This is a genomic window from Paenibacillus sp. Negev47 (assembly GCF_058313655.1).
Map to the genome: position 1 here is coordinate 6,500,511 of NZ_CM177754.1, position 18,589 is coordinate 6,519,099.

19 protein-coding genes are annotated in these 18,589 nt (G+C 47.5%); 8 read left to right on the top strand and 11 right to left on the bottom strand.

Annotated elements, in window-relative coordinates:
• Positions 1–20 precede the first annotated feature (20 nt).
• Positions 21–764: an HTH domain-containing protein gene (locus tag AC4G47_RS29160; RefSeq protein ID WP_491104006.1), complete on the top strand. Its 744-nt coding sequence runs from the start codon at positions 21–23 to the stop codon at positions 762–764.
• Here the strand turns inward: AC4G47_RS29160 and AC4G47_RS29165 are convergent.
• The 4 genes from AC4G47_RS29165 to AC4G47_RS29180 form a co-directional block, all read right to left on the bottom strand.
• A complete protein-coding gene (locus tag AC4G47_RS29165) occupies positions 718–1,299 on the bottom strand; it encodes an FAD-binding domain-containing protein (protein ID WP_491104007.1) in 582 nt (193 codons plus the stop codon). The two genes, AC4G47_RS29160 and AC4G47_RS29165, sit on opposite strands and share 47 nt — an antisense overlap.
• Complete coding sequence (locus tag AC4G47_RS29170) at positions 1,256–2,050, bottom strand: deoxyribodipyrimidine photo-lyase (protein ID WP_491104008.1); 795 nt, start codon at positions 2,048–2,050, stop codon at positions 1,256–1,258. The genes AC4G47_RS29165 and AC4G47_RS29170 overlap by 44 nt, the downstream gene beginning before the upstream one ends.
• 57 nt (positions 2,051–2,107) lie before the next feature.
• On the bottom strand, positions 2,108–2,314 hold the full coding sequence (locus tag AC4G47_RS29175; protein WP_458124553.1) for a hypothetical protein: 207 nt from the start codon (positions 2,312–2,314) through the stop codon (positions 2,108–2,110).
• Positions 2,315–2,482: 168 nt separating this feature from the next.
• Positions 2,483–2,905, bottom strand: a complete 423-nt coding sequence (locus AC4G47_RS29180) for an SRPBCC family protein (RefSeq protein WP_491106826.1) — start codon at positions 2,903–2,905, stop codon at positions 2,483–2,485.
• 221 nt (positions 2,906–3,126) lie between these two features.
• Between AC4G47_RS29180 and AC4G47_RS29185 the strand changes: the two genes are divergently transcribed.
• Entirely contained in the window at positions 3,127–3,897 is a 771-nt protein-coding gene (locus AC4G47_RS29185) for a class I SAM-dependent methyltransferase (RefSeq protein ID WP_491104010.1), read from the top strand.
• Between the two features lie 245 nt (positions 3,898–4,142).
• On the opposite strand, the gene AC4G47_RS29190 is transcribed toward AC4G47_RS29185, so the two are convergent.
• Positions 4,143–5,177, bottom strand: coding sequence for an NADH:flavin oxidoreductase/NADH oxidase (locus AC4G47_RS29190; RefSeq protein ID WP_491104011.1), 1,035 nt, complete (start codon positions 5,175–5,177; stop codon positions 4,143–4,145).
• Between the two features lie 48 nt (positions 5,178–5,225).
• Positions 5,226–5,417 carry a tautomerase family protein gene (locus AC4G47_RS29195; protein ID WP_458124557.1) on the bottom strand — a complete coding sequence of 64 codons (192 nt, stop codon included), beginning with the start codon at positions 5,415–5,417 and terminating at the stop codon, positions 5,226–5,228.
• A gap of 222 nt (positions 5,418–5,639) precedes the next feature.
• Between AC4G47_RS29195 and pepT the strand changes: the two genes are divergently transcribed.
• Positions 5,640–6,878 (top strand): peptidase T, encoded by a 1,239-nt coding sequence (gene pepT, locus AC4G47_RS29200; protein WP_491104012.1) that lies wholly within the window; start codon positions 5,640–5,642, stop codon positions 6,876–6,878.
• 135 nt (positions 6,879–7,013) lie between these two features.
• Here the strand turns inward: pepT and AC4G47_RS29205 are convergent, their stop codons facing one another.
• Positions 7,014–7,706 (bottom strand): Crp/Fnr family transcriptional regulator, encoded by a 693-nt coding sequence (locus AC4G47_RS29205; RefSeq protein WP_491104013.1) that lies wholly within the window; start codon positions 7,704–7,706, stop codon positions 7,014–7,016.
• Positions 7,707–8,369: 663 nt separating this feature from the next.
• Here AC4G47_RS29205 and AC4G47_RS29210 point away from each other — a divergent pair.
• Complete coding sequence (locus tag AC4G47_RS29210) at positions 8,370–8,834, top strand: methyl-accepting chemotaxis protein (RefSeq protein WP_458127372.1); 465 nt, start codon at positions 8,370–8,372, stop codon at positions 8,832–8,834.
• Between the two features lie 143 nt (positions 8,835–8,977).
• Here the strand turns inward: AC4G47_RS29210 and AC4G47_RS29215 are convergent, their stop codons facing one another.
• Positions 8,978–10,414: an alanine/glycine:cation symporter family protein gene (locus tag AC4G47_RS29215; protein WP_458124560.1), complete on the bottom strand. Its 1,437-nt coding sequence runs from the start codon at positions 10,412–10,414 to the stop codon at positions 8,978–8,980.
• Between the two features lie 329 nt (positions 10,415–10,743).
• Here AC4G47_RS29215 and AC4G47_RS29220 point away from each other — a divergent pair, with 329 nt between their 5' ends.
• Positions 10,744–11,673: a response regulator gene (locus tag AC4G47_RS29220; RefSeq protein ID WP_458124561.1), complete on the top strand. Its 930-nt coding sequence runs from the start codon at positions 10,744–10,746 to the stop codon at positions 11,671–11,673.
• A 173-nt stretch (positions 11,674–11,846) separates the two neighbouring features.
• Here the strand turns inward: AC4G47_RS29220 and AC4G47_RS29225 are convergent, their stop codons facing one another.
• The gene (locus AC4G47_RS29225; RefSeq protein WP_491104014.1) at positions 11,847–12,023 is read right to left on the bottom strand and encodes an aspartyl-phosphate phosphatase Spo0E family protein; all 177 of its coding nucleotides are present in this window, start codon (positions 12,021–12,023) and stop codon (positions 11,847–11,849) included.
• Positions 12,024–12,492: 469 nt separating this feature from the next.
• Here AC4G47_RS29225 and AC4G47_RS29230 point away from each other — a divergent pair, with 469 nt between their 5' ends.
• Both AC4G47_RS29230 and AC4G47_RS29235 read left to right on the top strand, forming a co-directional pair.
• Positions 12,493–13,116: an acetate uptake transporter gene (locus tag AC4G47_RS29230; RefSeq protein ID WP_017691635.1), complete on the top strand. Its 624-nt coding sequence runs from the start codon at positions 12,493–12,495 to the stop codon at positions 13,114–13,116.
• Positions 13,117–13,321: 205 nt separating this feature from the next.
• Positions 13,322–13,834, top strand: coding sequence for an acyl-CoA thioesterase (locus AC4G47_RS29235; protein ID WP_026081401.1), 513 nt, complete (start codon positions 13,322–13,324; stop codon positions 13,832–13,834).
• 26 nt (positions 13,835–13,860) lie between these two features.
• Here the strand turns inward: AC4G47_RS29235 and AC4G47_RS29240 are convergent, their stop codons facing one another.
• A complete protein-coding gene (locus AC4G47_RS29240; protein ID WP_458124564.1) occupies positions 13,861–14,937 on the bottom strand; it encodes an anthranilate phosphoribosyltransferase in 1,077 nt (358 codons plus the stop codon).
• An 18-nt stretch (positions 14,938–14,955) separates the two neighbouring features.
• Positions 14,956–15,549: an ANTAR domain-containing response regulator gene (locus AC4G47_RS29245; protein WP_491104016.1), complete on the bottom strand. Its 594-nt coding sequence runs from the start codon at positions 15,547–15,549 to the stop codon at positions 14,956–14,958.
• A 591-nt stretch (positions 15,550–16,140) separates the two neighbouring features.
• On the opposite strand from AC4G47_RS29245, the gene nirB reads away from it, so the two are divergent.
• Positions 16,141–18,582, top strand: a complete 2,442-nt coding sequence (nirB, locus tag AC4G47_RS29250) for a nitrite reductase large subunit NirB (RefSeq protein WP_491104017.1) — start codon at positions 16,141–16,143, stop codon at positions 18,580–18,582.
• The last annotated feature ends 7 nt before the right edge of the window (positions 18,583–18,589 follow it).

The window sequence follows — 18,589 nt, forward strand, 5'->3', positions numbered from 1 at the left end:
TTTTCAGGAGTGAACTGGATATGACCAAGACGGAACGTTTGATTGAACTAATCATGCGAGTATACGAGAAGCCCACATTCACTGTGGATGAGATGGCAGCTGAATTTGGAGTTTCCTATCGTACCATGCTTCGTTATCTGCATGAACTTAGCGGCATGGGGGTCCCTTTATATGCCGAGCCTGGCCGCAGAGGTGGATATTTCTTGCTGCAACCCATTAACCCGGGAGCCCATACGATAGCGCAACGAATCCCCGACAACTCCCCGTTCCAACGGATCGTTCGTCCAGATACTTATGTGGTCGGACTTGAATTTCAGGCTCCTTTTACAGCATTCTATATGGCCCAGGTACTAATTCCCAAGCTCTGGGCAGAACTGGAACAAAGACAACACGAAATTCCCCGCCGGAACCGAGCGGGGATGAAGACAGGAGTCGTCCTGAACCGGCAACGCCTCTATCACTATATTGCCGGAGTAGAGGTGTCTCACTTTCATGAGATACCCAAAGGTATGATGGGCATAACCCTACCGGCCCGCGAATATGCAGTATACTCACACCTCGGGGATCATGACCGGGTACAGGTGGACGAAACCTATTTATTGATGATACACAAGTTAAGGGTGCGAGGTCTGGAACCTGATCTATCGGCCTATGGCTTGGAGATTAGAGAAACCGGATCTTCAAGCATCCGTATGCATGTCCCTCTCCTCGACGACACTACGCCTTCACACGACTCGCCAGAATCTGTTTGTACACGTCAATAGCTGCCTGCCTTGATGCCTTCAGATCGACAATGGCATCCTTGCGCGGCTGATGGATGTCCTTGCTGTGCAGATCCTTCAACTCAGGCAACCATTTGCGAATATAATCGCCTTGCGGATCATATTTCTCGGATTGTGTTACCGGATTGTTCACCCGAAAATACGGTGCTGCATTCTCACCAAGCGAGGCACACCACAACCAGTTACCGCGGTTCTGAATATTGTCATAGTCACGCAGTTTGCGTCTGAAATAGGCTTCACCCAAGGTGAACGGGCATTGAAGGTTTTTGGTAAGGAACATCGCCGTAAGAATGCGCAATCGGTTCGGCATATGTCCAGTCTCGTTCAGCTCCGTCATCGCTGCATCAATAATCGGAATGCCTGTCTCCGCCCTGCACCACCGTTCGAAGTGACCGTCATGAAGGGCCGAGAGATCGTACACCTTTTCATATGTAAAATAGTGACTCTCATAGACTGCCCGATACAGGTAGAAGTCACGGAAGCACAGCTGCCTCTGCCGTGCGGCTCGCCGCATCATACATCTTGCGAATGGATACAGCCCCCACTGCCACGTAAGAACTGAGATGGCTCGGTTCGTAGGCTTCATATTCATCCCGATGATCACCGTATTCAGCAATTCTATCCGATAAGAATTGATCCAGCATAAGATGCGGGTCATCATCATCCGAATCACTGGACTCCAGCAACTCCGGAGGTACCCTCATCGCATCCGGCCATTCAATCTGGCGATTACTCACCTTCAACTCTGCAACCGTTGTTGTCGAAGGAGGGTTGGGATGTTCATTCATGAACTCCACCCACCGCCGATGGAAAGCCGCAAATACCTTATAAGGCTCCGACTTGCCTGTAAAATGTGCAAATCCATTCAAATCCAACAGTAGATGATCCGTCAATTGCGTGAACGAAACATCGTACGCCTCACTTACCTTACGTATGGCTCTGTCCCGCTCCATCGCATATGGCGTCATGTCCCGGTGGACCACAATCTCATTAATATCGTCTTTGAAATACTTAAGGATGAAATCAACCACTTCAGCCGGTTTGCCATAAACAACATGCAGTTTTCGTCTGGCTTCAAGATACTGTCTACCTAGTTTCGCCGCATGCTGTAGAAAATTAACGCCGCTGTGTTCCTTCTCTCGGCTCTGGCGCAGCAGAAATGGATCATAGATGAGTACATGCACACTCTCATCTTCGTGTTCCCGCAAATCATCGAATGCAGCCAGATCATCCGTACGCAGATCTTTGCGGTGTATGAATAGTTTCACGCCTCACCCTCCTACCTGAACTTATGATGTGTCAGGTTCCTATATTACCTGCTTGTTTCAGGCTCCGGATGATGTGCACCGGAGTTCCCTTGCTTTGGCTCTCGCCCAGTAGTAATCACGCCCTTCCAGATAATCAGCACGATAGAGTGGAATCATATGCCTCAGGTCATCAACATTGTCTGATGTGATGGCATTGTAGACCACGGCTCTCTCGAATTGTTCCACGTCTCTTACGTACCGGTTTAAGTACATAACCCAGTGCATGCAGCTCGAATGCCTCCACCGCATGATCGGCGTAAGCCGTTGAAAGAACCCCAAGCCGACTTCCACCGAGTGAACGGGCGGATCGACCTGGGGTTGCACTTAATTCTTGTATCTAATCTTGGCGTTTTCGAAACTGTTCAGTCTGCAGCCAGCGACGCTTGTTCGCTTCTACTTCACAACTTGGGCAAGCTTCTGAACAATCCCGGCCCATCCCTGCTCCATACGTTCGCGCACCATGGCGTGAGCCTGTCCAAACTCAGTCAGTTTATCCGCATCCCAACCGCTGTGAATCAGTGTGAAATCCGTCCCTTCCGGCTGTTCAAGCAGTTGGAACGTCAAAGTCCAGTCTTTCCCCCATCGAAATGATAACTTCTGTAGCGGAAGTACCTCCGTCACCTGACAAGGCGATTGACCAAAGGGGCCTGCTTCCAATATAAATTCATGACCTTCTACGGGTTCCAGATTCCCTGGCATGAACCAGGTCCCCAGTCCTTCCGCTGTCGAGACCATCTCCCACACTTTCTCTACAGGTGCATGGAGCAAAAGTTCCTGCCGGATATCCGGTAATGCACTTGATGATTCCACTCGTATCGCCTCCTTGGATATATATCATTCATTGTTTGAGTTTTGAAGATACATGTCAAACCGATTCGTATATTATATAATTGGAACATATTACATAAAAGGTGCGTGATTCCTATGATAGTCTGCTCTGAAAAATTCAATTCCAACCGTTACCGGAAGGGATAATCATAATGACTCCCCTTCCACGTTTTCAATCAATTACATTTAAATGTGGGGGATACCATACCATGTCATTCCGTTATTATGGTCCATTATGCACCGCCGTTTATGATCAAACGAAACCCGTGGGACACTCCTTGGGAGGAGACATTGAATTCTATCGCCATTACCTTCGAGGCTGCAAAGGACGTATCCTTGAAGCCATGTCTGGTTCTGGCCGAGTGCTCATTCCTTTGCTTGAAGCTGGGCTGAACGTAGATGGCCTTGATTACTCAACAGATATGATTGGCTCCTGCCGTTCTCGATGTACGGAGCGGGCATTGCCCATGCCCGAGCTGTTCGTTGCCGATCTGGAGAAGCTTGATCTTCCGTATCGATACGAAGCCATTATCATTCCCGGAGGTTCTCTGCTCCTCATCCAAGACAGACAGGCGTCGATTAACGCATTGCGTAATCTATTTCAACACCTGGAACCTGGAGGCAAGCTCGTTTTTGATCTGTTTCTGCCCGATGTGACACAGCGCCCTTCTATAGAGACATCAATCGTCCCATTACCCGATGGGGATACGATCACAGTAGAAGTGAAAACCATAGAATTGAACCTTCTACACCAGTACAAAGTGAGTTTGATTCGCTATGAACAATGGCATCAGGGCGCTCTTGTTGCTACCGAGATGCAACAACTCAACTTGCGTTGGTACGGCATAGAAGAGTTACGCCTGATTCTCGAACACATTGGCTTCTCCGATATCAAAGTGTACGCTGATTTTAACCCGGATCAGCCACCTACACAGTCGAATCAAAAATTCGTCTATGAAGCAACTCGAAGAAGGGCATAGTCACATACAAAATCAGGCCACAGCATGAGGTTTAACCCATGCTGCGGCCTTTTTTTACTATATAAAATTTGCACTAACATTTACACGAAAACGAAGAGGACAGAAATAAGTTGAAGAAGCGAAGCGTTCGCCTTTATCCGCAGATTTTCACCTTTGAAAAAGTGAATCAAAAAATCTGGGGATAACAGCGATCGGAAGGTTATTCTGTCATCGGAGTGGCAAGTGTAAATATAATTTAGAGCCGATTAGTATCCACGAGAATATTGCTCCGCAATGGCGGCTTGATCCTTGCTGACACCCAGTTCCAGAGCCGCATGGTTCGCCCAGTACGGATCGCGCAGCATACCTCTGCCAACCGCAACCAGATCCGCATCTCCGTTGCCAATAACCGCCTGAGCCAGAGCTGCATCCTCGAGCATTCCCACTGCGATGACAGGAACGTTTAATTCTTCACGGAAACGACGGGCAAATGGCAATTGGTAACCTGGATAGTTACCAGGTTTCCGTTGTCCGGAAGGGCCTTCACCGCCTGAGCTGACATGGAACATGTCCACGCCTGCGTCCTGGTAGGCACGGGAGATATGAATGGTATGCTCGATGTCATATCCACCATCAGCGTATTCTACAGCCGAAATCCGCAAAATGAGCGGCACGCCTTCCGGCATTTCCTTTTTCACAGCACGAATGACTTCAACCCCAAAACGGGACAGATCCTGCCCATACACATCCTCGCGATGGTTCATCAGCGGAGAATGGAACTGGTGAATAAGGTACCCGTGTGCGCCATGCAGCTCAATGGCATCCACTCCCGCCTGTACTGCGCGGCGAACACCGTCTGCGAACTTCTGCACCATGCCTTCTGCCTCTTCCGTACTCAAAGCACGAGGTTCCTTGTACTTCTCTCCAGGGAATGTGACCACTGACGGGGCAACGGGTTGCTCTGCATCCTCTGCTTTCCGTCCCGCATGTGCAATCTGAATGGCTACTTTGGAGCCGTAAGCATGGATTCCATCGACAAGTTTGGTGAAGGCAGGGATATGCTCATCTGACCATATTCCCAAGTCATTGTCCGTAATGCGTCCATCTGGGTCCACATCCGTCATCTCGATTACAATCAGTCCTGTACCTCCAACCGCGCGGCTCACATAGTGAACCTGATGCCAATCGTTCGGGATGCCATCCTTCGCCGTCACGGAATATTGGCACATCGGTGCCATGACGACACGGTTACTTAATTGCAAATTTTTAAATTGATAGGGGGAAAATAATTTCTCAGTCATTTATACTGCATCTCCTGTTCCTTAATCATGATATATATGAAACCTTACTTATTGGTCCAAGTCCGAAAACAGTTTCCCGTTCTTGCCATAGTTGTCCTTCTCCAGATCCTCAATGAAGATAAAGACCTTGCTCGGATCAACATCCAGTGTCTCACAAGCCACTTGGGTCATACGTTCAATCAACTGACGTTTCTGCTCCGTCGTCTTGCCTTCCAGTACCTTAACGGTGATAAATGGCATGTCTTGAACACATCCTTTCTTCACTGATTATTATGAACCTGACGTATGGAAATGCAAGTACGTACATTTTGGTGCCTAGGGCCCTTTTGGATACTGGTCATCCTCACATATCGGTTCTGCCCATTCTGGAAATGACTGCAAAACATGATATGATAACCATAGAGATATACAGGAAATACTATACCCCAAAAGAAATAAATCCAAGCTAGGGAGAGATTATAGATGAAGGATATATTAATTCAAAGACTGAGTACTTATGTTCGGATGGACACCCAATCCGATGAAAATAGTGAGACATGCCCTTCCACATCCGGCCAGTTGGAATTGGGCAAACTGCTCGTGGAAGAATGTAACTCCATTGGTCTACAGGAAGTGACAATGGATGAGAACGGTTATGTCATGGCTACATTGCCGTCCAATACCGACAAGGATGTTCCCGTGATTGGTTTCCTGGCTCACCTTGATACAGCGACCGATTTTACAGGTAAAGATGTTAAACCGCAGGTTATCGATAACTATGACGGTGGTGACATTGTTCTGAATTCGGAACTGGACGTTGTGCTGTCCAACAAGGATTTCCCGGAACTCCACGAATATAAAGGCCACACGCTGATTACATCGGACGGTACAACGCTGCTTGGGGCAGACAATAAAGCTGGCATTGCCGAGATTATGACGGCGATGGCCTATCTGATTGAGCACCCGGAAGTGAAACACGGTAAGATTCGGGTTGCATTTACCCCGGATGAAGAGATTGGCCGTGGACCCCACAAATTCGACGTAGCTGCTTTTGGAGCCAAATATGCTTACACGGTCGACGGCGGACCCCTTGGTGAGCTGGAATACGAGAGCTTTAACGCAGCTGCCGCCAAGATTACATTACGAGGCACCAATGTACATCCCGGAACAGCGAAGGATAAAATGGTGAACTCTCTGAAAATCGCGATGGAATTGAATCGACGCCTGCCTGCAGAAGAAGCTCCCGAATTCACGGATGGTTATGATGGGTTCTACCATCTGTTGTCCATGGAGGGTGACGTTGAACTGACGAAAATGAGCTACATCATCCGTGACTTTGACCGGAAGAAGTTTGAAGAGCGTAAAACGAATCTGCTCCATATCGCAAACGAACTGAAGACCAAATACGGAGAGAAAAGCATCACTGTAGAGTTGAATGACCAGTACTATAACATGCGTGAGAAAATCGAACCGGTACGCCAGATTGTAGACATTGCCCATGAAGCCATGACCCGACTGGACATCGAACCGGTTATTCGCCCGATCCGAGGAGGTACAGACGGTTCCCAGCTATCGTATATGGGCATGCCAACACCGAATATATTTACTGGCGGTGAGAACTACCATGGCAAATTCGAATATGTATCGGTAGACAATATGGTTAAGGCAACTCGTGTCATTGTAGAGATCGCTCAATTGTTTGAGCAACGCGGCGATATCTAATTCGCTTGAAGCGCGGTGCACCAAGAGCACCCTCTGGTATATTCCGGAGGGTGCTCTTGGTTGTGTTTTATTGTATTTTATTATGTCGTGTCATATCGTATAGATACGCCAGCTTGGCCTTTAGTTTATAAGCCATCACTCATATATATTGCCTCCCGCGATGGCGCGCAGTTGTTCCAGATCACAGATCATAAGCTTCCGCTGCACTTTACGAATAATATTTCGATTACACAGCTCGTGAATGACCCTGTTGAGATGTCTGTAGCTGGTACCCAGCATATCCGCCAGTTCGGTCAGTTTGGAGGTCTGAATCTCTTCCGAGGAGGGCTCGTTTGGGTCCATCGTGGACAACAGGTAGCTGGCAAATCGGCTCTCTACCGGATATAGCATATTCAGACTGGACAGGTTGGAGAAGGTGTCCAACTTGTGCGTAACTTGACTGAGCATGAAGTGAAGAAATTTGGGGTTTTCTGCATACGTATTCTGGAGAGAGCGATAGCTAATACCAAGCAGCAGACTGTTGCTCACAGACTCTACCGTATTCTTGGCCTCCTTGCCATTAACCAGCTCCAGATCGCCCACGAGTGCTAATGGTGTACTGAAACGGAGCAACAGAGACTTGCCGTTAGACAGTGTGGTATATATCTTGAGCTTACCCTGTACAAGAAAATACAATCGTTCAGGTCGTTCACCTTTGGCACAGATCAATTCGCCTTTGGCAGCCTCCAGCAGTCTTAATTCTGCGAGTGCAGGCTCGTCCAGCACCTGGTCCAACCCATTCTCACGTGCGAGCTGGCGCACAAGTCCAAAATCCATGATTTCTTTCATATCGACTCCCCCTCCGTTGCTCTATTTACCGTACACAAAAGGACACATGTCCTAGATTTGATATACATCCGTACAAATATCTTGATATAAAAATAGTTACAACTAGCACTTATATCCAATAAATCATTTTAGATGGGAAATATTTTAAAATTTAATCATAAAATGTTCATTCTTTTAAGAGAATGCCGTTCACGAAAGGCCATTTCTGTCCGATGATAGATAGAGTCATTCCATAGAACGTTAATATATTTTGTTCAAATATTGAAAGGATGGTCCTATTCCATGAACATTGTAGATGCACTGCTTAAAGTAATGCCTTATATCAGTCAGATTCTCAGAGAACCAGCAAGCTTAACGGTATATGATCACGAGAAGGTATTGGAAGTCATTACCAATGATAGGTTTGACCTTGGTTTTGAAAAAGGAATGGCGCTCTTGGATTCATTCCAAAACTTTGCCGTCTTAAAAAATGGAAGAGAAGCCAGCCTTTCTACGATTCCCAAGGAGGTATTTGGTATTGAACTGGATACCCTGAACATTCCGATCTTTGATGATCATCAACAAGTCGTCGCTGTTTTCTGTGTATCTTACGACCAATCGAATCAGAACCAACTTGAAGACATTATACAAGAAAATCAAACCATCAATGGTAACCTGGTTGATATGGTGCAGCATGTCGCCGCTCATGCCGAAGAATTGCAAGCAACCAGTGAGCAGATTTTGCAGAACACAAGACTTGCTGTTCAGAATTCTTCCCAAATCAACAAGGTAGCCGGGTTCATTCGAGAAATCTCCGAACAAACGAACTTGCTTGGCCTGAATGCCGCCATTGAAGCTGCCCGTGTTGGTGAAGCGGGTGCCGGCTTCGGTGTAGTTGCATCCGAAGTACGGAAGCTCTCTGTGGATGCCAAACAAGCCACAAGTGATATCGATACCAGTCTGAGAGATGTACAACAGGTGATCAAACAGATGGAAGTTGAAGTGTCCCAGATCGCTGCCTCTTCACAGGAACAAGCGACGCTTGTATCCTCCTTCACAGATGTCATCGAGAAGCTCAATGACACAGGCGAGCGAATGAAGATTCTGTCTGAACAACTGATTAGCTACTCCATTAACAAACAATCATAATGTATCTGTTAGATGAACTTCGGCTAGTCCGAGGAACAATCTACTATGTATGTAACAAACAGGACTCGGGTTGCCCAATGATGGATAATCCAAGTCCTGTTTATTATGTCTATTTGTATGAATTAACCCCATTCAGCTCCATCTTATTTCAGCACATGGACTGATTTATCCCCAATAACTTCTGCTTCGGATTCCCAGCACTCCACCTCACCCGGAATATGAATGCGGTCCCGTGTAAAGATCGGGTCACGCCCTTCAGCTTTCTGTTTCTTGTAATCCTTCAGTGCTTCAAAAGTCACCTTGGACAGCATCAGAATAGCAATCAGGTTCACCACAACCATGAGCCCCATGAACAAGTCTGCCAAATCCCATACCAGCTGCACCTTGGCAACCGCACCGAAAATCACCATTGCGATAACGCAAATACGGTATACCCACAGCCAAACCTTGTTGGACTTGATAAATTCAATGTTGGTTTCACCGTAGTAATAGTTTCCGATTAGCGTACTGAAGGCAAACAGGAACACCATGACCGCCAGGAATCCTGATGCCCATGAGCCAATGTGTACACTTAATGCAGCCTGAGTCAATTCAATGCCACCCAGATTGGAACCTTTGTACACCCCGGATAGCAAAATAATCATGGCTGTGCTTGTACATATAACAAGCGTATCTATCAGCACGCCAAAAGCCTGAATAAGTCCCTGCTTCACCGGATGTGTTGCATCCGCTGTTGCAGCGGCATTCGGGGCACTACCCATGCCCGCCTCATTGGAGAACAATCCGCGTTTTACACCGTTCATCAACGCAGCACCCAACGTTCCTCCAGCGACCTGTTCAATGCCAAAGGCACTTTTGACGATCAACGCGATCATGGCTGGAAGCTGGGTAATGTTCGCCAGCACCACAAAAGCCGCTACCCCAATGTATAATACGGCAAGTACAACGACAATGTACTCCGATGCTTTTGCAATCCGTTTGACACCGCCCATAATAATTCCTGCAAATATTACAGCCATAATGATACCCACCGTTAACCGATCCGTACCGAATGAGTTTTCGAATGCGACAGTAATTGTATTGGACTGCACCGCATTAAAGACCAAACCGAATGAGAGCGTAATGAGAATGGCAAATAGAATCCCCATCCAGCGTTTGCCCAACCCACGTTCCATATAATACGCAGGACCCCCACGGAATCCGCCCTTATCCTTCACTTTATAGATCTGAGCCAGCGTGCTCTCCACAAAACTGGAGGCTGATCCGATAATTGCAATGATCCACATCCAGAATATTGCACCAGGTCCTCCCAAAGCGATGGCCAGTGCAATACCGGTAATATTCCCTGTACCTACGCGGGCCGCCATACTGATACAGAACGCCTGAAATGGTGAAATTTTGCCTGATTCCTTGCTTTTCGGTTCTCGAAGCACCTTTATCATATCTCCAATCATGCGGAATTGCATGAATCGGGTTTTGGTGGTGAAGTATATACCACATACTACCAAAAGTATAATTAAGACTTTGGACCATAGAAAATCATTGAAAATGACGACAATATCTTGTATTGTTTGCTCCATCGGTATGCCCCTTTATAGGTGTATTTCACGTACAGAGATGGGTCACATGAAAAGTTTGTACCATTCTGCACAACTCTTGACCCAGACTTTGGGATGTTACTTATACTACAAGTACATCTACGAAAATCGACAAATACCTACATGCAATCTCTACATTTATTTTAAAAATGGGCGTTGCTCGCCTAATCTTTGTCACTTAACCTGACATATCAGGTTCTATGCAAGAAGGAAAGGAACGATTACACTGGAACGAGAGTTCGCGACGGAGTTAACCGTCTTTACCATAGATTTATCGATCACACCATTCGCAGAGAAAGGAGATGACGGATATGCGTTATTTTATTGTGGATGATGATCCTGGCGTTCGTTCCATGCTGATGGATATTATTGAGGATGAAGGACTTGGCGATATTGCCGGAGAAGCTGAGGACGGAGCACAGATTCACGCGGAGATATTGGAGTTGCATAAGGTCGATGTACTGCTGATTGATCTGCTGATGCCACAACGGGACGGGATTCAGACCGTGCGTGCCCTTGAAGGAAGGTTCGAGGGCAAGATCGTCATGATCTCCCAGATCGAGTCGAAAAACATGATCGGAGAAGCCTATTCACTAGGGATTGAATATTATATTACGAAGCCGATTAACCGGCTGGAGATTCTATCCGTTCTGCGGCTGGTGGGCGAGAGGTTGCGTATGCAGCAATCCATCGCAGATATTCAGCGTACATTGCAGGGATTGTCCGGATTTCATTCTACCGAGCGCACTGCCACTCCGGTTCCAGATAAAACAATTACTACAACGGGACATTTCTTGCTGTCCGAGATGGGCATGATTGGAGAAGCTGGCAGCAGGGATCTGCTGGACATGCTGGAATATCTGGAGCAGGTGGAGACAGAGGAACATAAATTGTCGCCCTATACGTTCCCTTCCCTCAAAGACATCTTCCAGAATGTAGCCATTCGCAAGCTGGGATACGATGCCCCACTCGCTGAGGTGAACAAGGAGATCAAGGCGTCAGAACAACGTGTCCGCAGAGCCATCTTCCAGACCCTGAGCCACGTGGTCTCCCTGGGATTAACGGATTATACACATCCCAAGTTCGAGAACTATGCATCCAAATTTTTCGATTTTACCGAAATCCGCAAGAAAATGCTGGAGTTGCAAAACAATGTGGAGCCTTCCCTGTCCCAGACCCGCATTAATACGAAAAAGTTCGTACAGGTATTATATTTGGAAGCCAAACGGTTGCTGCATTAAGCAGATTGATGATGAATACGATGCAAAAAACAAACGGACATGAATACTACGCCGGTAGGTACACCTCATTAACTGAGGCTGTCCATTCCGGCTATATCCATGCCCGATTATACGATCAGGCGTTACTCATCTATGTGATTCGTTTCTGTATATAAAATCAAAATCCTTCAGGTTCAGCCCCGTGGATGTTTTCGGCTAATTCGGTTGTACTCATTGATCAATTCGTCCAATGCCTTAGACTGCCGAATTACATCGGGATGCCCAAGACCACCCTTGTTATGCTCCACCAGCATATGAAGGTTATGTCTGGCCTTCTCTATTTTATTTTTCAAATCCAAACTCATAACCATGACCCCTGATACCTCCTTATTCTGTGAACCATTTTAGTTTTTCCTGTCAATCTATAGTTGGATTAACATATGGCATAGGGGACAAGGATGTTTTGTATTCTTCTCCAAATTTTGATAAATACTATTCTATCATACAAGAGTGTATCCGCGAAAGACTGATGCAACGCCCTTTTACCCGTTAACGAAGAGCTGGATTCTATGGATTGACCTCACTGCCGCCTTCCAGAATCGAATGTGTCGTTATTGTGTATATTTAAATGTAAAATTGGTTGCCTAATCCTGACATAAGTCTTACAATGATTCGTCTATTGGTGCAAAAGGTAATAAAATCCCTTTCCATAACGGTGCCATTCAGGTACAATAGGGCGATGTGTGTGTCCGGACCCGGCGGATACAAAGGATGTAATTTAGAGGACGGCCAACGACGGCCATGATCCTGATTTGATATTATTGGAGGCTTATCATCACCATGCAGACTGATTCACAGACTAAAGTCAAAATTGTTAATGCCGATCCCAGCGCAATGGGATTATTTGGGTTGGCTATTGTAACCCTGGTCGCTTCTTCCCAGAAGCTTGGCATTACAGAAGGACTTAGCTACGCTATTCCTTGGGCGATCTTCCTGGGTGCTTTTGCCCAGTTATTCGCTTGCATTCAAGATTCCAAACGCAACAACACCTTTGGTACAACGGCTTTCGGCGCGTACGCATTCTTCTGGTTCGCCATGGCTGCCAACTGGATGATCAAAATGGGTGTATTCGGCTCCACGCTTGCTGAACAAGCCGATGGCAAGCAGCTCGGATTTGCTTTTGCCGGATACCTGGTATTTACCCTGTTCATGACGATCGGTGCTATTGAAGCGAATAAAGTATTGCTTATCATCTTCATTCTGATTGACTTCCTGTTCCTTGGTTTGACCTTTGATGCTTTCGGCGTAGCTCCTCACATTTTCCACACCATTGCAGCATACGCTGAACTGGCGATCGGAATTGTGTCCCTGTACGGTACAGGTGCTTCGGTACTGAATGCTCACTTTGGCTATACGTTCTTGCCGATTGGCAAACCGTCCGGCATCTTCAAACCCAAGGCTTAATATACAGCAGTAAACCGCCAGCGCGCCGGTCCGCGCCTGGCGGTTTTTTTGCAGTCTGACTTCATTTGAATATGTATCTGACCGACACCTATACTAGGGATAATAGATCATAAATAGACCCTGCAACACAAGAAATGCCACAGCAGCCATACTGTAAGGAGGAAAAAGCATGAGAGAGATACCGAAACCTACGGAGATGGATCAGGTGGAGAAAAAGTATGTACGCGAAACGCGTTGTTTTAAGACGGCACGAGTGTTTCCAACCGATGTCAACAATCATAACACACTGTTCGGCGGCAAGCTGATGTCCTACATCGATGATATCGCATCCATCGCTGCTTCCAAACTGTGCCGGGTCAATACCGTAACGGCTTCAACCGACTCTGTCGACTTCCTGTACCCGATTAACCCGACAGATTCCGTTACGCTGGAATCGTTCGCGTCCTGGACAGGACGAAGTTCCATGGAGATTTTTGTGAAGGTGATTCGTGAGGATCTGAAGACCGGAGAGAAGAAAATTGCAGCGACAGCTTTTCTGACCTTTGTGGCCCTGGACGAAAATAATCGCAAACTGATCGTACCTCGCATTATCCCGGAGACGGAAGAAGAGAAGAAATTATACGAGACCGCTCCGGATCGGGCGGCCATGCGGAAACAACGGCGGGAAGAGAGCAAGAAATTCGCTGACTTCCTGACCGTTACTTATCCTTGGGAATAAGAACACGGTTGAACACAAGCAATACATTATCTGGACGATGCCGGATAGATGGACATTGGTCTGCTATCCGGCAGTTCGCCACCCATGGAGACACACCACTGCTGGTAGAGGCGATATGCTGCTCCACTCTCCAGCAACCCCTGACAAGTGTATATGCCCTCTTCAATGGAATTGACACGTCCGGCCGTGTACAAGCGGAAGCCTCCATTTAACAATACCTGATTCACAAAAGCAATATGACCCTCTCCGCTTAAAACACTTTCTGCCACTTCGAGCTGTTTGGCAGCCGTCCATACCAGTTCCGGCACAGGCATATCCAGTTCATAAGCTGCGGGGTCAATCAGTTCCAGCTTCATATCTCCGTCTTCTACTGCGTATACGCGGGTTGGCCGATCGATGTACAGATCCTCAGAACCTTCCATTCCCTGTATCACATAAGCACGGCGGTAGGCAAAGCGGGTAAGCAGCTTCGCAATCCGATCCAGAAAGGTATTATGAAACACACCAAACACCAGGTATGGTGAACGGTTATAATCTATCAGTTTCTCTGCCGTATTAAACACCGTGCGGAAGCCCAACTCTTCCCGTAACGGACGAAGCTTACGAAGAGGCGCGCACCAATCCTCGGAAGACACGTACATGACACCCGAACGCATTGCAGCACTCCGGGCATCTTCACGATCCATCTTACCTGTATCTATTCCTGCTTCCTTCAACAATACCGACAACGTAACGCCCCATTTGGGTGGTAAAGGATCACTCCCGTGTAAAGTCACCGGCAACCCCGCCGCTGCGAGTACAAATGCAACCGGAAACGTAGCCATGAATGACTTTGTCCGTCCGTCATAAGGACCGGCACAGTCCAATCCGTCCTGAAATACGGAGAAACGTTCCGCACTGTTACGACAAGCATGAACAAAGGCTTCCAGTTCCTCGACGTTTTCCATTTTCATACGTTCAGCCATAAGAAATGCAGCCGTCTGGGCAGGGGAAACCTCCTGTTTCAGGATTTTCTCTGCTACGGTCAGTGCCTCTGTATAATTCAGATCACGCGAGCCTCGTTTCCCACGTCCGACCTCTCGGAGTATCTGAGACATATCCATGGAGAATCCTCCTTCCGATTAAGACTGGAGCAGTTGATGTGCCTTCACAATCGCTGTAGCCACATCGACCATCCGTTTGCGTTCATCCATCGCTTTCTTGCGTAACAGGTCATAGGCTTCGGCCTCGGAGATCTGCTTCAGATCACTAAGGATAGCCTTCGCCATATCAATCCACTTCCGATCTTCAAGTCTGGATTGCAGCTGCTTCCGTTCCTGCTCCCACTGCTTGCGTTCCATGTAGCGGCGGGCTGCAAAGTGAAGGGTCCAGTGGATCTCCGGTCCGGTCATCGATGGTGTAAGTATTCCATCAAGTGAGGTTTCGACCTCGCACGATTCTGCGGAAGAGGAGGCCGTGTCTGGCGCGCACCACCAGAGCAACGGGGTATCCGACTTCCCCTTTCCCAGGCAATTCCCCCAGTATTCCACATCAGTCAGGGATAGGTGCAAAATGGATGCTTCCGCCTCACGAGCCAGCTTCAGCACTTCCGATTCGCTGCCTGCCACCTGTACATGGTACCCGTTTGCTCCCAGCAGCTTCTCCGGTGTCAGAGGGATTGCACCGGATGAGGCAGCTATCGTTGGTTGTACACGGATGACCAATAAAGATCGCATGATGGATCAATCCCTCCCTATTACGTATAGTCAGAGTCCCTAACATTTAAGGCGTTAATACATAAAAGCAATAAATGTGTCATGTTACCTGACAAAAACCAAATAGTCATGATTATACATTCTGAATTCAACATGTTGATAAGCATTTCATGCCTCGCCATCCTGCAATAAAAAAGGGTTAAACAGTGCCCATGGCACCTTTTCTACAGTTTAATTCGTATCCGGTATGCTAATTTCATCTAAATCCTTCAATCTTATGGAGGTATGTCCATAAAACGTCGTCGTCCCATTTGATATTCCAATAAACTCATGTAAACATAATTAACTTTAAATTTCAAATACTTTTTTATGTTAACTATCTTGACATGGTTAGATCGATCTTTTATAGTTAAGCCATAACAACTCCATATTTGAATCGATCACAGTTACAACGGCGTAGCTGGTTGAAACGGCAATGAAGCCTGTTTTGCAATCTCGGAGCAAGGGATGCGTATGTATATGCGCAGTCCTCCGAGGCATAACAGGCTTTTTCGATTTTAGAGACAAGGTTTTGAGGCAGTTTGCAGAATGGACCTAAGGGGGCTAATCATAATGAGTACAACGAAAAAACTGGTGCTGGTCGGTAATGGCATGGCGGGAATCCGCACAATTGAACATATCCTTAAGCTTGCTCCGCATGCTTATGAAATTACAGTCTTCGGCGCAGAGCCGCATCCCAACTACAACCGTATCATGCTATCCTCTGTATTGGCTGGCGGAACAACGATCGAAGATATCGTAATCAACGAGTGGACCTGGTATGAAGATAACGGCATTCGGGTATACCCGGGTGACCCAGTCGTTCAGATCGATGCCGAGCGCAAGGAAGTTGTATCTCAGAATGGTGTACGCACAACCTACGATGAGCTGATTATGGCAACGGGTTCACAGGCGTTCATCCTGCCACTTCCCGGCGCTAATAAGGAAGGCGTTATCGGATTCCGTGATATTAAAGACTGTGAAACGATGATGGAAGCATCACAAAAGTATCGTAAAGCTGCCGTCATTGGAGGCGGATTGCTTGGACTGGAAGCAGCACGGGGACTGCTTAATCTGGGCATGGACGTCACTGTCATCCATATTAACGGCCATCTGATGGACCGGAATCTGGATTTGCCGGCAGGCCTAATGCTTCAGCGGGAGCTTGAAGAGCAGGGCATGAAGTTCCTTTTGAACAAACATACCGAAGAGATCACAGGGAAACATCGAGTAAAAGCCCTACGTTTCACTGATCAAACGGTGCTTGAAGCGGATCTGGTTGTCATGGCAGTCGGGATTCGCCCTCAGATTGAACTGGCTCGCAATACCGGCCTCGATGTGAATCGCGGAGTCATTGTAGATGATTATATGCATACCAGCATTCCTGGCATCTCTGCCGTCGGCGAATGTGCAGAACACCGTGGCATTGCTTACGGACTGGTTGCTCCATTATATGAACAAGGTATGGTGCTCGCGAAACGTCTGGCTGGCGCGGCAACCGAAGGATACGAAGGTTCAGTCACTTCTACCAAGCTGAAAGTATCCGGTGTTGACGTATTCTCTGCCGGACAATTCAAAGACGCTGCGGACACTCGCAGCATTCGTATTCAGGATGACGTCGATGGTGTGTACAAAAAGATGGTAATCAAAGACGGAAAGTTGATCGGGGCTGTATTGTTCGGAGATACCACAGACGGCGCATCCCTCTTCTCCCTCATTAAGAGTGGCGAGAACATCAGTGGTCGCGAGAAAGAAATTTTGCTCGGCGTACCTTCCGGTGGCTCCGGATCTGGCCCATCTGTCGCAGAACGAATGGCCAGTATGCCGGATGACGAGATCGTCTGTGGTTGTAACGGTGTTACCAAGGCTTCCATCGGGGATGCTGTTCTGAATAAAGGCTGTAATACGCTCGGTGCAATCAAGTCCTGTACCAAAGCTTCCGCTTCTTGCGGCGGATGCAAACCTATTATCGAAAATCTGCTCACGTATTACGCAGGTGATAATGTAGGCGAACAGACCAAAGAAGGCATCTGTGGCTGCACATCCTATGATCGGGATGAGATTGTTGCTCAGATCAAGGAGATGGGACTCAAAAGCGTTAAGGAAGTCATGAATGTTCTCGGTTGGAATGAACCGGAAGGCTGCTCCAAGTGTCGTCCTTCCCTCAATTATTATCTCGGTATGATCTGGCCGGCTGAATACACAGACGAGCGTGTATCCAAATTCACCAATGAACGTTATCATGCCAACATCCAGAAGGACGGTACCTACTCCGTTATTCCACGGATCTATGGTGGTGTCACTTCCCCGGCGGAATTGATCAAGATTGCGACTGTTGCAGAGAAATACGATGTGCCTTTGGTGAAATTCACGGGTGGACAACGACTCGATCTGCTTGGTGTTCAGAAGGAGAACCTGCCGAAGATCTGGGAAGAGCTCGATATGCCTTCCGGTTTCGGTTATGGCAAGGCGCTGCGTACGGTGAAGACTTGTGTAGGTAATACGTTCTGCCGATTCGGCACACAGGATTCCATTGAGATGGGTATTCGTCTGGAGAAAAAACTCGACAAGATGGTGGCTCCAGCCAAAGTGAAACTCGCTGTCTCTGGTTGTCCGCGGAACTGTGCTGAAGCAACCATCAAGGATCTGGGTGTTGTCGCAATTGATGGCGCTTGGGAGATTCATGTTGGCGGTAACGCCGGAGTCAAGGTTCGTGCAGCCGAGTTGCTGTGTACGGTGAAGACCGATGCCGAAGTGGAAGAGTGGACTTACTCTTACCTGCAATACTATAGAGAGAACGCAAAATGGAATGAGAGAACAGCGGCATGGATTGAACGGGTAGGTCTGGATCATGTGAAGGAAGCATTGGCGGATCGGGATGTACGTCTCGCTCTGGTTGAACGTCTGGAAGTTACACTGGGTCACACGGTTGATCCTTGGAAAGAAATCATTGAAGACGAGAAATTGCGTAAAAACTTCACCCCACTGTCCGGTGCCGAGCCGGTAACTCACTAGAAGAGGA